Source organism: Pseudomonas fragi (assembly GCF_900105835.1).
In the GTDB taxonomy this organism is placed as follows: Bacteria; Pseudomonadota; Gammaproteobacteria; order Pseudomonadales; family Pseudomonadaceae; genus Aquipseudomonas; species Aquipseudomonas fragi.
The window spans coordinates 2,510,690-2,530,000 of record NZ_LT629783.1; the positions used below are offsets into that span (position 1 = coordinate 2,510,690).

Sequence of the window (19,311 nt, forward strand, 5' to 3'; positions counted from 1 at the left end):
TTCTAATAAGAACGCACATAAAAGCCGGTCAAACATGCAAAAAAACATCACATCGCTAAGTGCATTGAACTGGGACGACCTGAAGTTTTTTCTTGAGGTGGCCCGTACCCGCAAAGCCAGCAGCGCGGCCAAACGCCTGGCGGTGGACTACACCACCGTGTCGCGGCGCATCAGCTCGCTGGAAGCTGCCCTCGGTACGTTGCTGTTTGAAAAGTCGCGCACCAACGGCTTCACCCTGACCAGCGAAGGCCAGCGTTTACTGGGCTATGCCGAGTCGATCGAAAGCACGCTGCACATGGCCTGCGAGCAGGTGTCGGGGTCGGGCGTGGCCCTGTCCGGGCATGTGCGCATGGGCTGCACCGAGGGGTTCGGGAGCTTTTTTGTCACCCCCCAGCTCAGCCATTTTGTCGACGCCTACCCGGCCATTTCGGTGGATATTCTGCCGCTGCCGCATTTCATCAGCCTGTCCAAGCGCGAAGCCGATATCGTGATCGCCCTGGAGCGGCCGGAACACGGGCCTTATGTGTGTTGCAAACTATGCGACTACCGCCTGCAACTGTATGCCACCCAGGAATACCTGGACCAGCACCCGCCTATCAACCGGGCGGCGGATTTGGCCGAGCATACGTTTATCAGTTATGTGGACGATCTGGCGTTCAGCTCGGAGCTGCTGTACCTGGCCAACGTGCTGCCCGGCGCCAGCGCCAACCTGCGCAGCACCAGCGTGATTGCGCAATTCGTGGCAGCGCAGCAGGGCCGCTCGCTGGCGATTTTGCCGTGCTTTCTGGCCGCCCAGGATCCACGCTTGCTGCCGGTGTTGCCGAATGAGGTCAACCTGACGCGGCAGTTCTGGATGTACTGCCGGGAAGATCTGAGGAAGTTGAAACGCATCACCTTGCTATGGGATTACATCCGCGAAGTGACGGAGCTGAATGCGCCGCTGCTACTGGGCGAAACGCGCGGGATGAAATTTGTGGACTGACCCCAAACCCTGTGGGAGCGGGCTTGCTCGCGATAGCATCAGCGCGATCATTCAGGCAGATCGCGGTGCCTGAATCGCGAGCAAGCCCGCTCCCACAAAGATGAGGGGGGCCAAGTACGAATCTCTAGTCGGCAATCACCACAATCGACACCCGACGGTTTTCCGTGCGCCCGGCGCGGCTGTTATTGCTGGCTACCGGCTCGCGACTACCCAACCCACGGATCTGGATATTCTCCGGGCGCATGCCGACTTTGGTCAGGGCCTTGACCACACTGTTGGCGCGGCGCACGGACAGTTGTTCGTTGTAGGACTCCTTGCCCGACGAGTCAGTATGGCCGTCGACCCGTACGCGCTGGATATCTGCACCCAGCAGGGCCGTGCCGATGCGCTCGACGATTTGCTGGCTTTGCGTATTGAGCACTTCAAGGTCACTGCCAAACAGCACTTTGCCCGACAGGCCAAATGCCCAGCCCTCTTCGGTCAACTCAAAGCCCTGCTCCTTGAGGACCGCAATCTGCGCCGGGGTCAGGCCCTTTGGCGGGGCAGTCTGGCAACCGGTCAACGACAATGTCGCCAACAACAAGGCAACGCTGAAAAACTGCAGATAACGCTGGGTCAATGCACGCATGTTGGGGGTTAGCTCCTGGTAATTACGGTGTTTGCGGGGTGCTCCGACTCCGCTACATGTTGCCCGCCTCGGGCGAGGCGCTTGGCCTGGTACATCGCCGAGTCCGCTGCGCAAAGCAGCTCCTGGGCACTTGCACCATGTTCCGGGTAAACCGCGATGCCGATACTGAGCGAGGTCACGACACACACTTGCCCCGGCAACTGGATCGGTTCAAGCATACTGGCGATGATTTTCTCGGCGATGCGCTGGGCGTCTTCGACCTTGTGCATCGGCGTCAGCAAGATCGCAAATTCGTCACCGCCCAGGCGCGCCACAACATCTTCTTCACGCAACTGGGCACGGATGCGCGTAGCCACGGCCACCAACACCGCATCACCGGCGGCATGGCCATAGGAATCGTTGATGTCCTTGAAACGGTCGCTGTCGAGAAACAGCACGGCGGCCTTGTCCCGGGTTTTGTTGAGCGCGCGCAGGGTACGCGTCAGCCGCGCCTCGAAGTACGCGCGGTTGGGCAGGTTGGTCAGCGAATCGTGGCTGGCCTGATGGGCCAGGGTCTCATTTTCGTTTTGCAGATGGCTTTGCCATGACTCCAGTTCGTCGAGCAGGGCATTGAAGTCATTGCCCAGGCTGTCCAGCTCGGCAATATGCGCAGGCGGCACACGCCGATCGAACGCCCGCTCACGACGGGCGGCGTGGGCCACTTGTGCCAATTGCTGCAAAGGCCCGGTAATCCCGCCCAGCAGCCGGCGCGACAGGTACAGCGCACTCCAGGCGCTGAGTGCCGTACACAGCAGCACGCCGAGCAGCCCGCTGAGCAAAAAGCGCAGCATATTGGCACCGTGCCCGCGCAGGACCACGCGGCCAACTTCACGGCCCTGATGCAGGATCGGCACGGTGATCGGTTGCTCCAGCAAGCTGTCGGCCAAAAGCATTTCAACCCTCGACAACAGGCCGTTTTCGGGCCGCTGCCATTGCGCGAGCAGCTCACCATCAGCGGTGTAGACCCGGGCCTCGGCGACCGCTTCGGTGGAGGCAATCAAGGCCAGTGCTTCGGTTGCCGCCCCGGGATCGTCAAACACCACGGCCGCTTCCACGGTGTAATTGATGGAGCGGGCAATCAGGTGCAGGTTGTGATCGGCATAGACCTTGAGTGCCAGCACGCCCAGCAGGGTCATGGAGGCGCTGGCCAGTGTGACCGCGACCAGGGCCACGCCAAGATGCCCACGGCGCAACACCGAACGCAGCCGGCGACGTCGTTGCGGCGCATTCAACCCGCTCATGGCTGCGCCGCCCGACGGCGTGACAGTTGCAACACGCTGGGATGAATACGTACGCCGCTGCGGGCCACGGAGTCGAGGTTGACCTCGAACGACACTTGCTCATCACGCACATGCAGGCAAAACAGGCTGCCCACGGTGCATTGGTCACCGTCTTCGCTGATGCTCAGTACCGCCTTGGTGCTGAAGCTGCTGAACAGGCCGCTGCGCTCCTCGGCGCTCAGCTTGCCCAGGTAGACCGCGTTGCAACTGCCGGCGATGCCCGGGTCACTCGCCAGCACACGCCGCACCTGCACCGGCCGGCCAGTGGATTGCGTCGCGCCCTTGAGCAGGTCATCGGTGTATTCGGTGGGGCCAATCACGCACAACTGCAGTTGCGCCGGCTCTGTGGGCCAGCGCGCATAACTGAGGATGCCCAGCACCACCTGGGTCACGGCCCTGGCGCGTTGATCCGCCAGGTTGACGGGCGTTTGCGCCTGCACCAGGCAAGGAGTGCTCAGCAGTAACAGGCAAAAAGATAACAGCCGCAGCCGCCATCCAAAATGCTGTTCTGTCGATGAGACAGCCACGTCCATGCGGGATTTCTCTGAGATCTTTATAGGAATAGTGTCGTAACGATAGCACGACATGTGTATTAACTGTGATACAGGTCACATTGGGCGCGCCATTTCCTGTGGGAGCGGGTTTGCTCGCGATGGCATCACCGAGGGTTGCCAGGCAGCCCCCATCGTCAGCATCTCAGGCAAGCCAACTCCCACAAAAAAGCACCCGGAACAGGATCAAGACTTCGGCTACCCCAACCCCAGCATCAACCCGCTCAGGCGCTTGACCTTGCGCTGCACGGCCTCTTCAAAAACCCCTGCGCGTGGCTCTACCAGGCTGAACCAGTGCTTGGCCCGGGTGATACCGGTATAGATCAGCTCTTTGGTCAACACCGGGTTGAGTGCTTCGGGCAGCACCAACGCGGTGTGGGAAAACTCCGAGCCTTGGGATTTATGTACGGTCATGGCATACACCGTTTCAACATCATTGAGCCGGCTTGGCAGGACAAAACGGATACCGCCCTGCCCGTCATTACGCGCGAACGCCACCCGCAATACATGGCGCCGGGCCTGACCTTCACCCTCGGGAAGCATGAGGGCGATGCCAATATCGCCGTTCATCAACCCCAGCCCGTAATCGTTGCGGGTCATCAGCACCGGGCGGCCTTCGTACCACTGCTGGTCGCCATCAATCAACTTGCGGGCAAACAGGGCGCGGGTGATGCGCTCATTCAGGCCCTCCACGCCCCACGGCCCCTTGCGCACGGCGCAGAGCACCTGAAAGGCCTCGAACGCTTGCAGCACATGACCCGCCCAGGCCGCCCAGCGCGGGTCTTCAAGGCCGCTGCGGGTGTCAGGGCGCTGCTCGCGCAATCGCTCAATATAATGCCGATAGCCTTTGGCCTCAGCGCCACGCCCTTCCAGCGCCAGACGTTCAAAGGCGCGGTCCTGCTCACCCTTGAGGGGCAACGCAAAAAGGTCGGCATGGTTGCCTGCCGCCAACAGGGCGCGTGCCTCGCGGGGCAACTGCTGGTTGACCAGGCGCGACAGCTGGCCAATACCGCTGCCCTCACCAAAACGCCGCGAGTGGCGCAGCATGACCACTTGCTGGGCCAGCGGGTGCGTACCGTCCAGGTCTTGCTGCAAGTCGCTGGCACTAAGGTTTTCGCCACTGACCTGCTCCAGCCAGCTACGGGTTTGCGCGGTATACCAGCCCGCCTCGGCATCCCGGCACAAATCCCCCAATACGGCACCGGCTTCAACCGACGCCAACTGATCCTTGTCACCCAGCAGCACCAGCCGCGCATGGGCTGGCAAGGCATCGAGCAGATTGGCCATCATTTCCAGGTCAATCATCGACGCTTCGTCGACCACCAGCACGTCCAGCGGCAAACGATTACCGGCGTGATGGCGAAAGTGTCGGGTACCGGGGCGGCTGCCCAGCAGCCGGTGAACAGTGGTCACGTCACTGGGGATTTTTTGCCGAACCTTGTCGTCCACTTCCAGGGATTTGACTTGCACGCTGATGGACTCGGTCAGCCGGGCGGCGGCTTTGCCGGTCGGTGCTGCCAGCCGGATACGCAAGGGTGCGCCCGCCTCTACCGCCGGAGCTTGCAGCAACGCCAGCAAGCGCACCACGGTCGTAGTTTTACCAGTGCCGGGGCCGCCCGTGACGATGCTGAAAGCCCCGCGTGTAGCCAAAGCACACGCCAGTTTCTGCCAGTCAACCGGCGCATTCTGTGCCGGGCTACCGAACAGGCCGTTCAAACGTGCGGGCAAATCCGCCGGGGTGGCTTCAGCCACTGCCAGACGCTGGCGCAAAGCGCCGTCGATTCGACGCTCATAAGTCCAGTAACGGCGCAAATACAGACGTCGCTCACTCAACACCAAGGGCCGGCTGGCCGCATCCGCAGACGACTGCCCGGCATGTTCGACCAGTGAACTGGCTTGCAAGGCCTTGCACCAGGCCTCGCCATCCAGCGCTTCAAGCAGCTGCGAAGGCAGCAACATGGCGCCGGTTTGCACATCACCTTCAGGGGGCAAAGACAGCGCGAAATCGGGTTCTTTCAGGGTTTCGAACAAATCCAGACACACATGCCCGTGGCCCAGTTGATGACTGGTCAACGCCGCGGCCAGCAGCACCAGCGGATCACCCTGGGGGTCACGCTCATGCAAGAAAGCCACGAAGGCCTTGTCCAGAGCACGCAACCAGCCACGTTCGACCCAGCGTTCGAGCAACAGCAGCAAGTCCTCGGCGCGGCCCAGGGGCTGCAGCAAGGCCAGGCTTTCGGCCGTCAACGGCGTAGGCAACAGCTCGGCAAACGAACGACTCATAACAACACTCCCTGTTCCCACGCCGGCTCAGCTGTTTTCGGCAGCGGTTTGCCCTGGAACATCAGGTCCAGGCTTTCGATCAATAGTCTGGGCGGGCGGGTGAAAAAAACGCCCTGCCCCTGGGAGCGGGTGCCACGCAAAAACAGATACAGCGCGCCGCCCATATGCTGGTCGTAGTCATAGCCGGGTAGCCGCGCCTTGAGCTGACGGTGCAGGGCCAGCAGATACAGGACGTACTGCAGGTCATAGCGGTTATCCAGAATCGAGGCGGTCATCGCTTGCTCGGTGTAGGCCGAATCATCAGCGCCCAGCCAGTTCGATTTGTAGTCCGCCACGTAATAACGGCCCTGATGCTCGAAGGTCAGGTCGATAAAGCCCTTGAACATGCCATTCAACAGGCTCGGCTCAGCCCCCGCGCGCGGCGCACCGCCGTGGGTATGCTGGCGCACCAGTTGATCCATCTGCACAACATCGACCTTGTGGCTGGCAAACCAGAATTCCATCTCAATCTGGTACTGGTTCAACTCACTCAGGACTACAGCAGGCTGACCGTTGTTCAGGCGCAGCGGTTCATCTTGCAGATGCTGCAACCAGTCACTCAGGGTCTCGATCCAGCCTTGCCAGCCGCGACGGTTGCAGCGGCGCGCCACGGCATCCTGGAGCGCCTCGGGATCAGCCTTGAAACCTTCACTGCCGGCCCATTCGAGCAGACCGTGGAGAAAGGTGCCGGGATTCGGCCCACGGGGAAAGCGATGGATATCGCCGCCGCTGAGTAACACATCACGCGGCGCATCCGGGTCGAGTCGTTCATCGTCCGAGAGCTTTTGCGCCAGGGCGCTTTCTGGTGCTTCGGCGGGGCTGAGACTGTCACCGATACGCAATGCGCTGTAGGAAGCAATCCACCAGTTTTCGGCGGCGCGGCGGCTCGGGATCCGCGGCTCCAGCAAGGTGGCCTGGTTGAGCGGTGGATAAAAATGCGCCTCACCAGCGGCTGGCACGGCTTCGCACTGCAGGGCGTCGCAACCTTGCTGCACCTCGGCCAGCCAGCTCTGCAAGCCTGCGGACTCAGCCAGCATGCCCCCCCCTCCGAGCAAATACCCCAGGGCCGAGAGGTGCAGCACCGAACGATTGTTGTTGCCGCGCTTGAGGTCGGCAACCCCCAGCCAGCATGCATGCTGGGCGCGGGTCAGGGCGACATAGAGCAGGCGCAGGTCTTCGGCCAGACGCTCGTCGTCGGCCTGGGCGATCAGCTCTGGCGTCGGTTTCAAACTCACTTGGGCATTGCCTGCGGCATCGTGGAAATGCAGCGGCAAACGGCTGCCATCCACCGGTTTTGCCGAGCAAATAAACGGCAAAAACACCAAGGGGTATTCCAGGCCCTTGGACTTGTGGATGGTCACCACCTTGACCAGTTGCTCGTCACTTTCCAGGCGCAGGATCTGCTCTTCACCCGCCTGACCGGACAAGGCCAGATGCTCGGCCAAATGGCGAATCAGCGCCTGCTCACCGTCCAGTTCGGCTGCGGCTTGCTGCAACAATTCGGACAAGTGCAAGACATTGGTCAGCACGCGCTCGCCATCAGGGCGGGCAATCAGCGCCTGGGGCAGCTCAAAGTCGTGCAGTAAACGGCGCAACATGGCGAGCACCCCTTGCTTGCGCCAGGTTTCGCGGTAACCACGGAACTGCATAACGCGTTTTTCCCACGCCAGTTCATCCTGGTTCAGACGCTCCAGTTCAACCAGCGGCAGGTCCAGGGTGATACAGGCCAACGCGGCCCGCAGCGGGCGCTCGACGTCCGGCTCGGCGCAGGCCTTGAGCCAGGCCAGCACATCATGTGCTTCCTGCGCGGCGTACACCGAATCCTTATCCGACAGGTAAACACTTCGCACGCCACGGGTCGACAATTCTCGCCGAACCGCCTGGGCTTCCTTACCGTCACGCACCAGAATCGCGATGTCGGCAGGCAATACGCTACGCAGTGCTTCGCCGTCCTTGATAAAGCCGCAACGCCCTTGCTGGCCACCATTGAGCAGCTCGACAATCTGGCTGGCACAAGCGGCCGCCAAATGCTGACGGTAAACAACCCCTGACAGCGGTTGCTCGGAAGGCAACTGCCAAAGGGTCAGGGCGCTGACGGGCTGGCCATCGAGCTGCAGGACTTCCTTGCGCCCCTGGGATCTGACCGAAACAAAAGGCACAGGGTTTTCAGAACCTTCGCGGAACAAAAATGCACCCCGCCCGCTATCGCGCAGTTCAGCCCGCTCAAAGACATGATTGACGGCCTTGACCATGGCGTGGCTGGAGCGGAAGTTGGTGTCCAGCGTGTGCAAGCGACCCGCAGTGGCCTGACGCGCGCGCAAGTAGGTGTAGATATCCGCCCCGCGAAAGGCATAAATCGCCTGTTTGGGGTCACCAATCAGGAACAGGCCGGTGTCGGGACAGTTGTCTTCAATTCGGTAGATCGTCTCGAAGATGCGGTACTGCACGGGGTCGGTGTCCTGGAATTCGTCGATCAGCGCCACCGGGAACTGTTCACGAATCAGGGTCGCCAGACGCTCGCCGCCTTCAGCCTGCAAGGCCGCATCCAGACGCAGCAGCATGTCGTCGAAGCCCATTTCGGCACGGCGGCGCTTTTCTTCTTCAAATCGCACACTCACCCAGTGCGCCGCATGCTGCAGCACCGCGGCATCCGGGCTCGGCAAGGCATCGAGCGCGACCTTGAGGCCGGGCATGGCATCCAGCCCCGGATGCTGCGGGGCCGCGCCTTTCCAGGCTTCGGCCATGCCGTCGGGGGTCAGTCGGGTAAAGCCGGTGCCAAGGTCGAGTTGCTCCTGGGTGTCATCCGCAGCCCAGGCGCTGAGCTTTTCAAACCAGGGTTCGAAATAGCGGGCCTGCATTTTCCGACCGTCGACGGCTTTAGCAGCCACGCCTTGCAGGCAGATTTCGCGTAGCTCTTGTGCCCATTGCAGCCAGGGCGTCTTAAGTTGCGCCAATGCCTCGCGGCGCTCCTGCAAGCAGGCTTCGATCATTTGTGCGGGCGTTTGCTCCGCGTTGACGGGCTGGCGCGAGCTGCCAAACAACGCACGCACGCGCGGCATCAAGGCAGCGGGGCCGCTCCAGTTGGCGCGTACCCAGTTCAGTGCGTCGCCCTGCATGGGGTAGCAAAACAGCCGCCAGTAGTCGCGCAGCACTTCGCCCAGCAAGTCGCTGTGATCGGTTTCCAGGGTCTGGGTAAACAGGCTGCCGCTGTCGAAAGCGTGCTCGCGCAACATGCGCTGGCACCAGCTGTGGATGGTCGAGACCGCAGCCTCGTCCATCCACTGCGCGGCAATATCCAGACGCCCGGCGCAAGCGGCCCACTGCTCGGGAGCAAACTGGTCCCGCAGCTCTTCGACCAGCCCATCCGGAGCGTCGATCTCGCCCCGAAAATACCGCGCGGCTTCTGCCAGGCGCGTGCGGATGCGGTCGCGAAGCTCTTTGGTAGCGGCATCCGTAAAGGTCACAACGAGAATTTGCGGCGGCAATAATTCACGGCCAAAACCGGAGGTTTCACCACCATGGCCCAGAATCAGACGCAGGTAGAGCGCCGAGATAGTGAAGGTTTTGCCGGTGCCAGCACTGGCTTCGATCAATTGGCTGCCGCGCAGGGGAAATGCCAGGGCCAGGGGTAAAGATTGCTCGCTCATTAGCGGGATGCCTCGCTGTTCAATGAGCGCCAAGGCGCATCAAAGAGGGGTCGATAGAGGGCATCGCACCACTCTTCAAATTCGTCGCCAGCCATCAAGGCCGCGTAGTCAGGGAACTGACGGGCCAGTGCTGCGCTTTCGCGGCGTTCGCCATCGCTGGTCTGGCCATCGCCTTCATAGGCTTTTTGCGCAGCCGCAGCGGCCTTGCCCGAATCGGTCTGGGCCAGCCAGGCGAAAGCGGTTTTAACGGCTATTGGAAGCGGGTGGCTCATGCCGACTTTCCAGGCCACCAGCAAGTTGCCCAGAATCTCCCGGGCCTGCTTGGTCTCCAGTGGCTCGAGCAGCAAGGTGTCATCGCTGGCCACCAGCGCGGTGGTCATCTGCAGGCCACTGGCGCACGCGGCCAGATGGTTGACCCACGGCCGGGTCAAACGGTGCCATTTACGGGTTTTAATCGCACCAATACTGTTGGGAATGGTGGTGATCGACAGCAGGCCTTGATCACTGCGTTGGTGCAGGTTGCCGAGCCAGCCTTCCAGCGTCAGGCCGTGGTCCTCAAAACTGAAGGGCAGCGCACTGTTCAGCGGCACTGGCCAGAGGGCCAGGAGCTGCTGATAGCGTTGCAGTACATCGGGCAAAGGCTCGATCAGTTCGTGCTGCAGGCATTCGCCAAATCCGGCCATAGGCAACAAACCGCTGCCTTGCAGGCGTTGGGCGCGGCTGTGCAAGGCACTTTCAAGCTGATCGGGCTGCGCCAGTGCGGCTTCGAGCAAACTGTCACTTAAGGTGTAGCGTTGCAATGCATCGAGCACGAAAGGCTCTTCATCGGCCAAAGGCACTTCGGCTGCCTCGAAATACACTTTCAAACGCTGGCTGAAGAAGTGACGTACAGGATGACGCAAAAAATCCTGTAGTTGCGTCAGATTTAATGGCTCTTCCTGTACATGCTCACTTAGCGAACCGGCTGGTACTGGCTCTGGCTGTGGCGCGTGCAGTCGCTGCCATTCGCGGGCATAGCTGAACAGATTGGCGTTGCCTTCATGAAAATAGCGGGTACTGAAAGGCTGCAGTGGATGCTCTTGGGTCATGGCTTGCAGCAGGTCACCACCGCCTTCCAGGTGCCAGCCACTGGCAAGGTGGTCACGCAACTGACCAATCAGCACGCAGGCAGGACGCTCGCTGTTGTCGCGAATACTGCGCCCCACCCAACTGATATAGAGCTGATCCCTTGCGGAAAGCAGGGCTTCGAGCAGCAGGTAACGGTCATCTTCGCGGCGCGAACGGTCACCCGGGCGGTAATCGCTGCCCATCAGGTCGAAGTCCAGCGGCGGTTGTGCCCGCGGATAGTCGCCGTCGTTCATGCCCAGCAGGCAGACCAGCTTGAAGGGGATGGCCCGCATCGGCATCAGGGTGCAGAAGTTGACCGCCCCGGCCAGGAAACGTTGTGACAACTTGCCCTGATCAAGCCCGGTAAGCCAAGCCTCGCGTACTACGGTCAGTGGTAACTCATCCTGCAGACCTACCAGCTCACAGGTTTCGAGCCAGGTTTCGCGCAGCTCTTCAAGTTGAGCCAGCAGGTAGTCGTCATGTTCGGTTTCGGCCTGGAAAAACAGCTGCACCAAGGCCTGCAGGCGCTCGCCCCATTGTTGCGGCAACGCCGGTTGCGAGAGTTCCTGGTGAGCGATTTCCAGCGCATCCAGCAAGGCCACCAGCGGGCCGATCAGCACTGCATCCAGACCGCCGATTTCATCATAGGGCTCAATACCATCGCAGGCCTCACCACTGCCTACGGCATAGCCGAGCAACATGCGGCGCAAGCCAAAACGCCAACTGTTCTGTTCCAGGTGCTCGGGCAAACCAAGGCCTGCGCGCTGTTGCGCATTCAACCCCCAGCGAATGCCGGCGCCTTCGATCCAGCGATGCAAGGTTGGCAAATCGCGCTCCTGCACCTTGAAACGGGCGCGCAGCGAAGGCACGTCGAGCAAGTCGAGGATTTCACTGACGGGGAAGCGGCTGTCAGGCAGTTTGAGCAGGTGCTCAAGAGCAATCAGCAACGGATCACGGCCGCGCTGCCCCTGGTCGGCCAGGGTGTAGGGAATAAAGCGCCGATCGTCACGTTCGATCTGCCCGAAAACAGCCCGGATATGCGGTGCATAACTGTCCACATCCGGCACCATCACAATCACATCGCGTGGCTGCAACTGAGGGTTTTCGCTAAATCGTGCAAGCAACTGGTCATGCAGGATCTCGACTTCTCGTTGCGCACTATGGGCAACTTGGAAGCGTATTGAGCGATCCTTTTCCAGATCAATCGCGGGCCACAGCTCGCGGGTTTCGTTGAGCGGGCGCAGCTCAAGAATATCGTCCTGCAACTGGTTAAGCAGATTGAGAGGTTCAACTTCGCTGAACAGGTCGATGCGACCATCGCGAAAAGCCGCGCGATAACTGTTGGGGTCGTCATAGCTGTCGAGCAGGTTGATGTAGTCGCGGCCTTGCTTGCCCCAGGCGGCTAGCAAGGGGTGGGCGTGCTGGTGCAGGGTATCCAGATCAAGGGCCGTAGGCATTCCGCTCTTGCGGGCCTGACGTTTGTATTGATGACGCAGCAGATCTTTATCGGCAACGATGTCAGACCAATGATGGCGACAGGGGTTATGCACGCACAACAAAACCTGGCTGAAACGGGCCAGCCCGGCCAGGGCCTCAAGCGCCTGAGCCGGCAGTGACGAAATGCCAAAGACGATTACCCGAGCTGGCAAACCGGGCGGCGCTTGCTCAAGGCTGTTGATCTTGTCCATAAAACGCTGATGAACACCAGCACGGCTTTGGGACATCCCCTCCTCACCGACATCAAGTAGAAGCGCACGCCACAACTCAGCCTGCCAACAATTGGCCGGGCTCAGTGCCGGGCTTTCGCCTCGGGCATTACGCAGTTGATGGCGACCGGCTGCCCAGTCTTCTAGCCAGTCGGCACGGTAGACCTGGTATTGGTCGAACAGGTCAGCAAGGCGTTCCGACAGTTGATAGCGTTTGCGCAAATCGCTGTCGTGAGTGAGGAAGCGTTGCAGCGGCTCGAAATGCGGCTGATCAATAAGGGCTGGAAGCAGGCGCATCAAACGCCAGGTCAACGGCGCTTTATCGAGCAAGGACTTGGCGGGAATTTCTTCGCTGCCCAACACTAGTCGATAGAGCTGCCACAAAAACGTGCCCGGGAGCTGCACATCGATGGCTGCCGCGATGCCGCAGCCACCGAGATCATCGTCCTGGGTATCTTCGGCCAGAGCTAGCTTCAGCCATTGGGCGATGCCGTTACTCTGCACCAGAGCAATCTCGTTCTCCAAAGGTGCCAGTGGGTACAGGCGCATCCAGCTGACGACCAGGTTGCGCAACTCATCCAGGCGGTTGCCATGAACCACCATAAATCCCGCATTGAGAGACGTAGCAACCGGCATGACGGCATCCTTAGGAGAAGGCAAAATCCAAAGGCGAACCTTAACATTGCTCGACCAGATGGGTGGAGTTCAAGGTGTGAGAAGAGGAGTGAGACGTGCCGAAACTTTTCTCGACGCAAAAACAAACCCCCTGTCTGCGTTAGCAGACAGGGGGTTTGGAATTTAATCTTGACGATGACCTACTCTCACATGGGGAAACCCCACACTACCATCGGCGATGCATCGTTTCACTACTGAGTTCGGGATGGGATCAGGTGGTTCCAATGCTCTATGGTCGTCAAGAAATTCGGTAGCCAGGTCGTTTGCCTTGCGGCGCACGCTCCAGCGAATGGGTATGTAATAGATTTGGTGTTTTGTGAACCGCAAACTTTCGGTTTGTATAGTCTTCACACACCGCAATTCGCTCTAAGCAAATTGCTTGGGTGTTATATGGTCAAGCCTCACGGGCAATTAGTATTGGTTAGCTCAACGCCTCACAGCGCTTACACACCCAACCTATCAACGTCGTAGTCTTCGACGGCCCTTTAGGGAACTCAAGGTTCCAGTGAGATCTCATCTTGAGGCAAGTTTCCCGCTTAGATGCTTTCAGCGGTTATCTTTCCCGAACATAGCTACCCGGCAATGCCACTGGCGTGACAACCGGAACACCAGAGGTTCGTCCACTCCGGTCCTCTCGTACTAGGAGCAGCCCCTCTCAAATCTCAAACGTCCACGGCAGATAGGGACCGAACTGTCTCACGACGTTCTAAACCCAGCTCGCGTACCACTTTAAATGGCGAACAGCCATACCCTTGGGACCGGCTTCAGCCCCAGGATGTGATGAGCCGACATCGAGGTGCCAAACACCGCCGTCGATATGAACTCTTGGGCGGTATCAGCCTGTTATCCCCGGAGTACCTTTTATCCGTTGAGCGATGGCCCTTCCATACAGAACCACCGGATCACTAAGACCTACTTTCGTACCTGCTCGACGTGTCTGTCTCGCAGTCAAGCGCGCTTTTGCCTTTATACTCTACGACCGATTTCCGACCGGTCTGAGCGCACCTTCGTACTCCTCCGTTACTCTTTAGGAGGAGACCGCCCCAGTCAAACTACCCACCATACACTGTCCTCGATCCGGATAACGGACCTGAGTTAGAACCTCAAAGTTGCCAGGGTGGTATTTCAAGGTTGGCTCCACGCAAACTGGCGTTCACGCTTCAAAGCCTCCCACCTATCCTACACAAGCAAATTCAAAGTCCAGTGCAAAGCTATAGTAAAGGTTCACGGGGTCTTTCCGTCTAGCCGCGGATACACTGCATCTTCACAGCGATTTCAATTTCACTGAGTCTCGGGTGGAGACAGCGCCGCCATCGTTACGCCATTCGTGCAGGTCGGAACTTACCCGACAAGGAATTTCGCTACCTTAGGACCGTTATAGTTACGGCCGCCGTTTACCGGGGCTTCGATCAAGAGCTTCGCGTTAGCTAACCCCATCAATTAACCTTCCGGCACCGGGCAGGCGTCACACCCTATACGTCCACTTTCGTGTTTGCAGAGTGCTGTGTTTTTAATAAACAGTCGCAGCGGCCTGGTATCTTCGACCGACAGGGGCTTACGCAGTAAATGCTTCACCTCCATCGGCGCACCTTCTCCCGAAGTTACGGTGCCATTTTGCCTAGTTCCTTCACCCGAGTTCTCTCAAGCGCCTTGGTATTCTCTACCCAACCACCTGTGTCGGTTTGGGGTACGGTTCCTGGTTACCTGAAGCTTAGAAGCTTTTCTTGGAAGCATGGCATCAACCACTTCGTGTTCTAAAAGAACACTCGTCATCAGCTCTCGGCCTTAGAATCCCGGATTTACCTAAGATTCCAGCCTACCACCTTAAACTTGGACAACCAACGCCAAGCTGGCCTAGCCTTCTCCGTCCCTCCATCGCAATAACCAGAAGTACAGGAATATTAACCTGTTTTCCATCGACTACGCTTTTCAGCCTCGCCTTAGGGACCGACTAACCCTGCGTCGATTAACGTTGCGCAGGAAACCTTGGTCTTTCGGCGTGGGTGTTTTTCACACCCATTATCGTTACTCATGTCAGCATTCGCACTTCTGATACCTCCAGCAAGCTTCTCAACTCACCTTCACAGGCTTACAGAACGCTCCTCTACCGCATCATCCTAAGATGATACCCGTAGCTTCGGTGTATGGTTTGAGCCCCGTTAAATCTTCCGCGCAGGCCGACTCGACTAGTGAGCTATTACGCTTTCTTTAAAGGGTGGCTGCTTCTAAGCCAACCTCCTAGCTGTCTAAGCCTTCCCACATCGTTTCCCACTTAACCATAACTTTGGGACCTTAGCTGACGGTCTGGGTTGTTTCCCTTTTCACGACGGACGTTAGCACCCGCCGTGTGTCTCCCATGCTCGGCACTTGTAGGTATTCGGAGTTTGCATCGGTTTGGTAAGCCGGGATGGCCCCCTAGCCGAAACAGTGCTCTACCCCCTACAGTGATACATGAGGCGCTACCTAAATAGCTTTCGAGGAGAACCAGCTATCTCCGAGCTTGATTAGCCTTTCACTCCGATCCACAGGTCATCCGCTAACTTTTCAACGGTAGTCGGTTCGGTCCTCCAGTTAGTGTTACCCAACCTTCAACCTGCCCATGGATAGATCGCCCGGTTTCGGGTCTATTCCCAGCGACTAGACGCCCTATTAAGACTCGCTTTCGCTACGCCTCCCCTATTCGGTTAAGCTTGCCACTGAAAATAAGTCGCTGACCCATTATACAAAAGGTACGCAGTCACCCAACAAAGTGGGCTCCCACTGCTTGTACGCATACGGTTTCAGGATCTATTTCACTCCCCTCTCCGGGGTTCTTTTCGCCTTTCCCTCACGGTACTAGTTCACTATCGGTCAGTCAGTAGTATTTAGCCTTGGAGGATGGTCCCCCCATATTCAGACAAAGTTTCTCGTGCTCCGTCCTACTCGATTTCACTGTAAAGATGTTTTCGCGTACAGGGCTATCACCCACTATGGCCGCACTTTCCAGAGCGTTCCGCTAACATCAATACAGCTTAAGGGCTGGTCCCCGTTCGCTCGCCACTACTAAGGGAATCTCGGTTGATTTCTTTTCCTCAGGGTACTTAGATGTTTCAGTTCCCCTGGTTCGCTTCTTAAGCCTATGTATTCAGCTTAAGATACCTAACTTATGTTAGGTGGGTTCCCCCATTCAGACATCTCCGGATCAAAGTCTGTTTGCCGACTCCCCGAAGCTTTTCGCAGGCTACCACGTCTTTCATCGCCTCTGACTGCCAAGGCATCCACCGTATGCGCTTCTTCACTTGACCATATAACCCCAAGCAATCTGGTTATACTATGAAGACGACATTCGCCGAAAATTCGCTGCTCAATTAAGAGCAATCACAAATTTTACCTTAGCCTGAATAAACACCAGTGAAAGTGCTATCCAGTCTAACTTTCTATTACATACCCAAATTTTTAAAGAACGATCTAATCAAAAGATCAGAAATCAACATTCACCATCTTACGATGGAATGCTCATTTCTAAGCTTTACGACAGACAAACCGCAGATCAACTCTGCAGTTCTCGTCTTCTACAATGAATCAAGCAATTCGTGTGGGAACTTATGGAGCAGCTGATGTCGTCGATTAAGGAGGTGATCCAGCCGCAGGTTCCCCTACGGCTACCTTGTTACGACTTCACCCCAGTCATGAATCACACCGTGGTAACCGTCCTCCCGAGGGTTAGACTAGCTACTTCTGGTGCAACCCACTCCCATGGTGTGACGGGCGGTGTGTACAAGGCCCGGGAACGTATTCACCGTGACATTCTGATTCACGATTACTAGCGATTCCGACTTCACGCAGTCGAGTTGCAGACTGCGATCCGGACTACGATCGGTTTTATGGGATTAGCTCCACCTCGCGGCTTGGCAACCCTTTGTACCGACCATTGTAGCACGTGTGTAGCCCAGGCCGTAAGGGCCATGATGACTTGACGTCATCCCCACCTTCCTCCGGTTTGTCACCGGCAGTCTCCTTAGAGTGCCCACCATTACGTGCTGGTAACTAAGGACAAGGGTTGCGCTCGTTACGGGACTTAACCCAACATCTCACGACACGAGCTGACGACAGCCATGCAGCACCTGTCTCAATGTTCCCGAAGGCGCCAATCTATCTCTAGAAAGTTCATTGGATGTCAAGGCCTGGTAAGGTTCTTCGCGTTGCTTCGAATTAAACCACATGCTCCACCGCTTGTGCGGGCCCCCGTCAATTCATTTGAGTTTTAACCTTGCGGCCGTACTCCCCAGGCGGTCAACTTAATGCGTTAGCTGCGCCACTAAGAGTTCAAGACTCCCAACGGCTAGTTGACATCGTTTACGGCGTGGACTACCAGGGTATCTAATCCTGTTTGCTCCCCACGCTTTCGCACCTCAGTGTCAGTATCAGTCCAGGTAGTCGCCTTCGCCACTGGTGTTCCTTCCTATATCTACGCATTTCACCGCTACACAGGAAATTCCACTACCCTCTACCATACTCTAGCTTGCCAGTTTTGGATGCAGTTCCCAGGTTGAGCCCGGGGATTTCACATTCAACTTAACAAACCACCTACGCGCGCTTTACGCCCAGTAATTCCGATTAACGCTTGCACCCTCTGTATTACCGCGGCTGCTGGCACAGAGTTAGCCGGTGCTTATTCTGTCGGTAACGTCAAGACACTAACGTATTAGGTTAATGCCCTTCCTCCCAACTTAAAGTGCTTTACAATCCGAAGACCTTCTTCACACACGCGGCATGGCTGGATCAGGCTTTCGCCCATTGTCCAATATTCCCCACTGCTGCCTCCCGTAGGAGTCTGGACCGTGTCTCAGTTCCAGTGTGACTGATCATCCTCTCAGACCAGTTACGGATCGTAGCCTTGGTGAGCCATTACCTCACCAACTAGCTAATCCGACCTAGGCTCATCTGATAGCGCAAGGCCCGAAGGTCCCCTGCTTTCTCCCGTAGGACGTATGCGGTATTAGCGTCCGTTTCCGAACGTTATCCCCCACTATCAGGCAGATTCCTAGGTATTACTCACCCGTCCGCCGCTCTCAAGAGAAGCAAGCTTCTCTCTACCGCTCGACTTGCATGTGTTAGGCCTGCCGCCAGCGTTCAATCTGAGCCATGATCAAACTCTTCAGTTCAAACATCTTTGGGTTTTTAAGAAACCCTAAACTTGGCTCAGCAATCGTTGGTTACATCTTTGATTTCTCGCGGAGTAACTTGTGATGCTGATAATCTTGTTGACTATCAGTCTGACTCCACAAGCACCCACACGAATTGCTTGATTCAATTGTTAAAGAGCGGTTGGTTTAGCTTTCGCTGTACCGAGGCGCGCATTCTACAGCAGCCTCTGTTGCTGTCAAGCGGTTATTTTTGATGTTTTCAAAGTTTTGCTTAGAGAACTTCAACAACATCAACCACTTGCGCTTTCGATATCTCGTTAGCGGGAGGCGAATTCTACAGTGTTACACACTGCTGTCAACGCTTTATTTCCTGCTACGTTCAATCTATTGATTAGCCAGGCAAATGGCCTGATTAACCGTACAAGCTTTTTACAAAGCTTGTACTTATATAAAAACAAAAACCCTGTCTGCGTGAGCAGACAGGGTTTTTGGAATTTAATCTTGACGATGACCTACTCTCACATGGGGAAACCCCACACTACCATCGGCGATGCATCGTTTCACTACTGAGTTCGGGATGGGATCAGGTGGTTCCAATGCTCTATGGTCGTCAAGAAATTCGGTAACCAGGTCGTTTACCTTGCGGCGCACGCTCCAGCGAATGGGTATGTAATAGATTTGGTGTTTTGTGAACCGCAAACTTTCGGTTTGTATCGTCTTCACACACCGCAATTCGCTTCTAAGCAAATTGCTTGGGTGTTATATGGTCAAGCCTCACGGGCAATTAGTATTGGTTAGCTCAACGCCTCACAGCGCTTACACACCCAACCTATCAACGTCGTAGTCTTCGACGGCCCTTTAGGGAACTCAAGGTTCCAGTGAGATCTCATCTTGAGGCAAGTTTCCCGCTTAGATGCTTTCAGCGGTTATCTTTCCCGAACATAGCTACCCGGCAATGCCACTGGCGTGACAACCGGAACACCAGAGGTTCGTCCACTCCGGTCCTCTCGTACTAGGAGCAGCCCCTCTCAAATCTCAAACGTCCACGGCAGATAGGGACCGAACTGTCTCACGACGTTCTAAACCCAGCTCGCGTACCACTTTAAATGGCGAACAGCCATACCCTTGGGACCGGCTTCAGCCCCAGGATGTGATGAGCCGACATCGAGGTGCCAAACACCGCCGTCGATATGAACTCTTGGGCGGTATCAGCCTGTTATCCCCGGAGTACCTTTTATCCGTTGAGCG

General features: G+C 57.4%; 7 protein-coding genes and 5 rRNA genes (1 of these 12 running past the window's edge). 1 reads left to right on the forward strand and 11 read right to left on the reverse strand.

The window, feature by feature from the left end; all coding sequences use genetic code 11:
* Positions 1–34 precede the first annotated feature (34 nt).
* Entirely contained in the window at positions 35–982 is a 948-nt protein-coding gene (locus BLU25_RS11540; RefSeq protein WP_016783539.1) for a LysR family transcriptional regulator, read from the forward strand.
* A gap of 124 nt (positions 983–1,106) precedes the next feature.
* On the opposite strand, the gene BLU25_RS11545 is transcribed toward BLU25_RS11540, so the two are convergent.
* The 11 genes from BLU25_RS11545 to BLU25_RS11600 all read right to left on the reverse strand — a co-directional run.
* Complete coding sequence (locus tag BLU25_RS11545) at positions 1,107–1,610, reverse strand: outer membrane lipoprotein YfiB (protein WP_083369645.1); 504 nt, start codon at positions 1,608–1,610, stop codon at positions 1,107–1,109.
* A gap of 8 nt (positions 1,611–1,618) precedes the next feature.
* Positions 1,619–2,890, reverse strand: a complete 1,272-nt coding sequence (locus BLU25_RS11550) for a diguanylate cyclase DgcN/YfiN (RefSeq protein WP_016783541.1) — start codon at positions 2,888–2,890, stop codon at positions 1,619–1,621.
* Positions 2,887–3,462, reverse strand: a complete 576-nt coding sequence (locus BLU25_RS11555) for a regulatory sequestration protein YfiR (protein ID WP_016783542.1) — start codon at positions 3,460–3,462, stop codon at positions 2,887–2,889. The genes BLU25_RS11550 and BLU25_RS11555 overlap by 4 nt, the downstream gene beginning before the upstream one ends.
* Before the next feature lie 216 nt (positions 3,463–3,678).
* On the reverse strand, positions 3,679–5,763 hold the full coding sequence (gene recD, locus BLU25_RS11560) for an exodeoxyribonuclease V subunit alpha (protein WP_016783543.1): 2,085 nt from the start codon (positions 5,761–5,763) through the stop codon (positions 3,679–3,681).
* The gene (gene recB, locus BLU25_RS11565) at positions 5,760–9,449 is read right to left on the reverse strand and encodes an exodeoxyribonuclease V subunit beta (RefSeq protein ID WP_016783544.1); all 3,690 of its coding nucleotides are present in this window, start codon (positions 9,447–9,449) and stop codon (positions 5,760–5,762) included. Before recB ends, recD begins: the two co-directional genes overlap by 4 nt.
* Complete coding sequence (gene recC, locus BLU25_RS11570; RefSeq protein ID WP_083369646.1) at positions 9,449–12,898, reverse strand: exodeoxyribonuclease V subunit gamma; 3,450 nt, start codon at positions 12,896–12,898, stop codon at positions 9,449–9,451. The genes recB and recC overlap by 1 nt, the downstream gene beginning before the upstream one ends.
* A 166-nt stretch (positions 12,899–13,064) precedes the next feature.
* A 5S ribosomal RNA gene (gene rrf, locus BLU25_RS11575) occupies positions 13,065–13,180 on the reverse strand.
* 147 nt (positions 13,181–13,327) lie between these two features.
* Positions 13,328–16,221, reverse strand: a 23S ribosomal RNA gene (locus BLU25_RS11580).
* A 323-nt stretch (positions 16,222–16,544) separates the two neighbouring features.
* Positions 16,545–18,081: ribosomal RNA gene (locus tag BLU25_RS11585) — 16S ribosomal RNA — on the reverse strand.
* A 481-nt stretch (positions 18,082–18,562) separates the two neighbouring features.
* Positions 18,563–18,678: ribosomal RNA gene (gene rrf / locus BLU25_RS11595) — 5S ribosomal RNA — on the reverse strand.
* Positions 18,679–18,826: 148 nt separating this feature from the next.
* Positions 18,827–19,311 (reverse strand): 23S ribosomal RNA (locus BLU25_RS11600) (it continues 2,409 nt past the right edge of the window).
* Together the 16S, 23S and 5S rRNA genes form the textbook arrangement of a ribosomal RNA operon.

Bases quoted from the DNA above. Each gene is read 5' to 3' on its own strand.
- BLU25_RS11540 (WP_016783539.1), top strand. From the start codon at position 35: ATGCAAAAAAACATCACATCGCTAAGTGCATTGAACTGGGACGACCTG.
- BLU25_RS11545 (WP_083369645.1), bottom strand. From the start codon at position 1,610: ATGCGTGCATTGACCCAGCGTTATCTGCAGTTTTTCAGCGTTGCCTTG.
- BLU25_RS11550 (WP_016783541.1), bottom strand. From the start codon at position 2,890: ATGAGCGGGTTGAATGCGCCGCAACGACGTCGCCGGCTGCGTTCGGTG.
- BLU25_RS11555 (WP_016783542.1), bottom strand. From the start codon at position 3,462: ATGGACGTGGCTGTCTCATCGACAGAACAGCATTTTGGATGGCGGCTG.
- recD (WP_016783543.1), bottom strand. From the start codon at position 5,763: ATGAGTCGTTCGTTTGCCGAGCTGTTGCCTACGCCGTTGACGGCCGAA.
- recB (WP_016783544.1), bottom strand. From the start codon at position 9,449: ATGAGCGAGCAATCTTTACCCCTGGCCCTGGCATTTCCCCTGCGCGGC.
- recC (WP_083369646.1), bottom strand. From the start codon at position 12,898: ATGCCGGTTGCTACGTCTCTCAATGCGGGATTTATGGTGGTTCATGGC.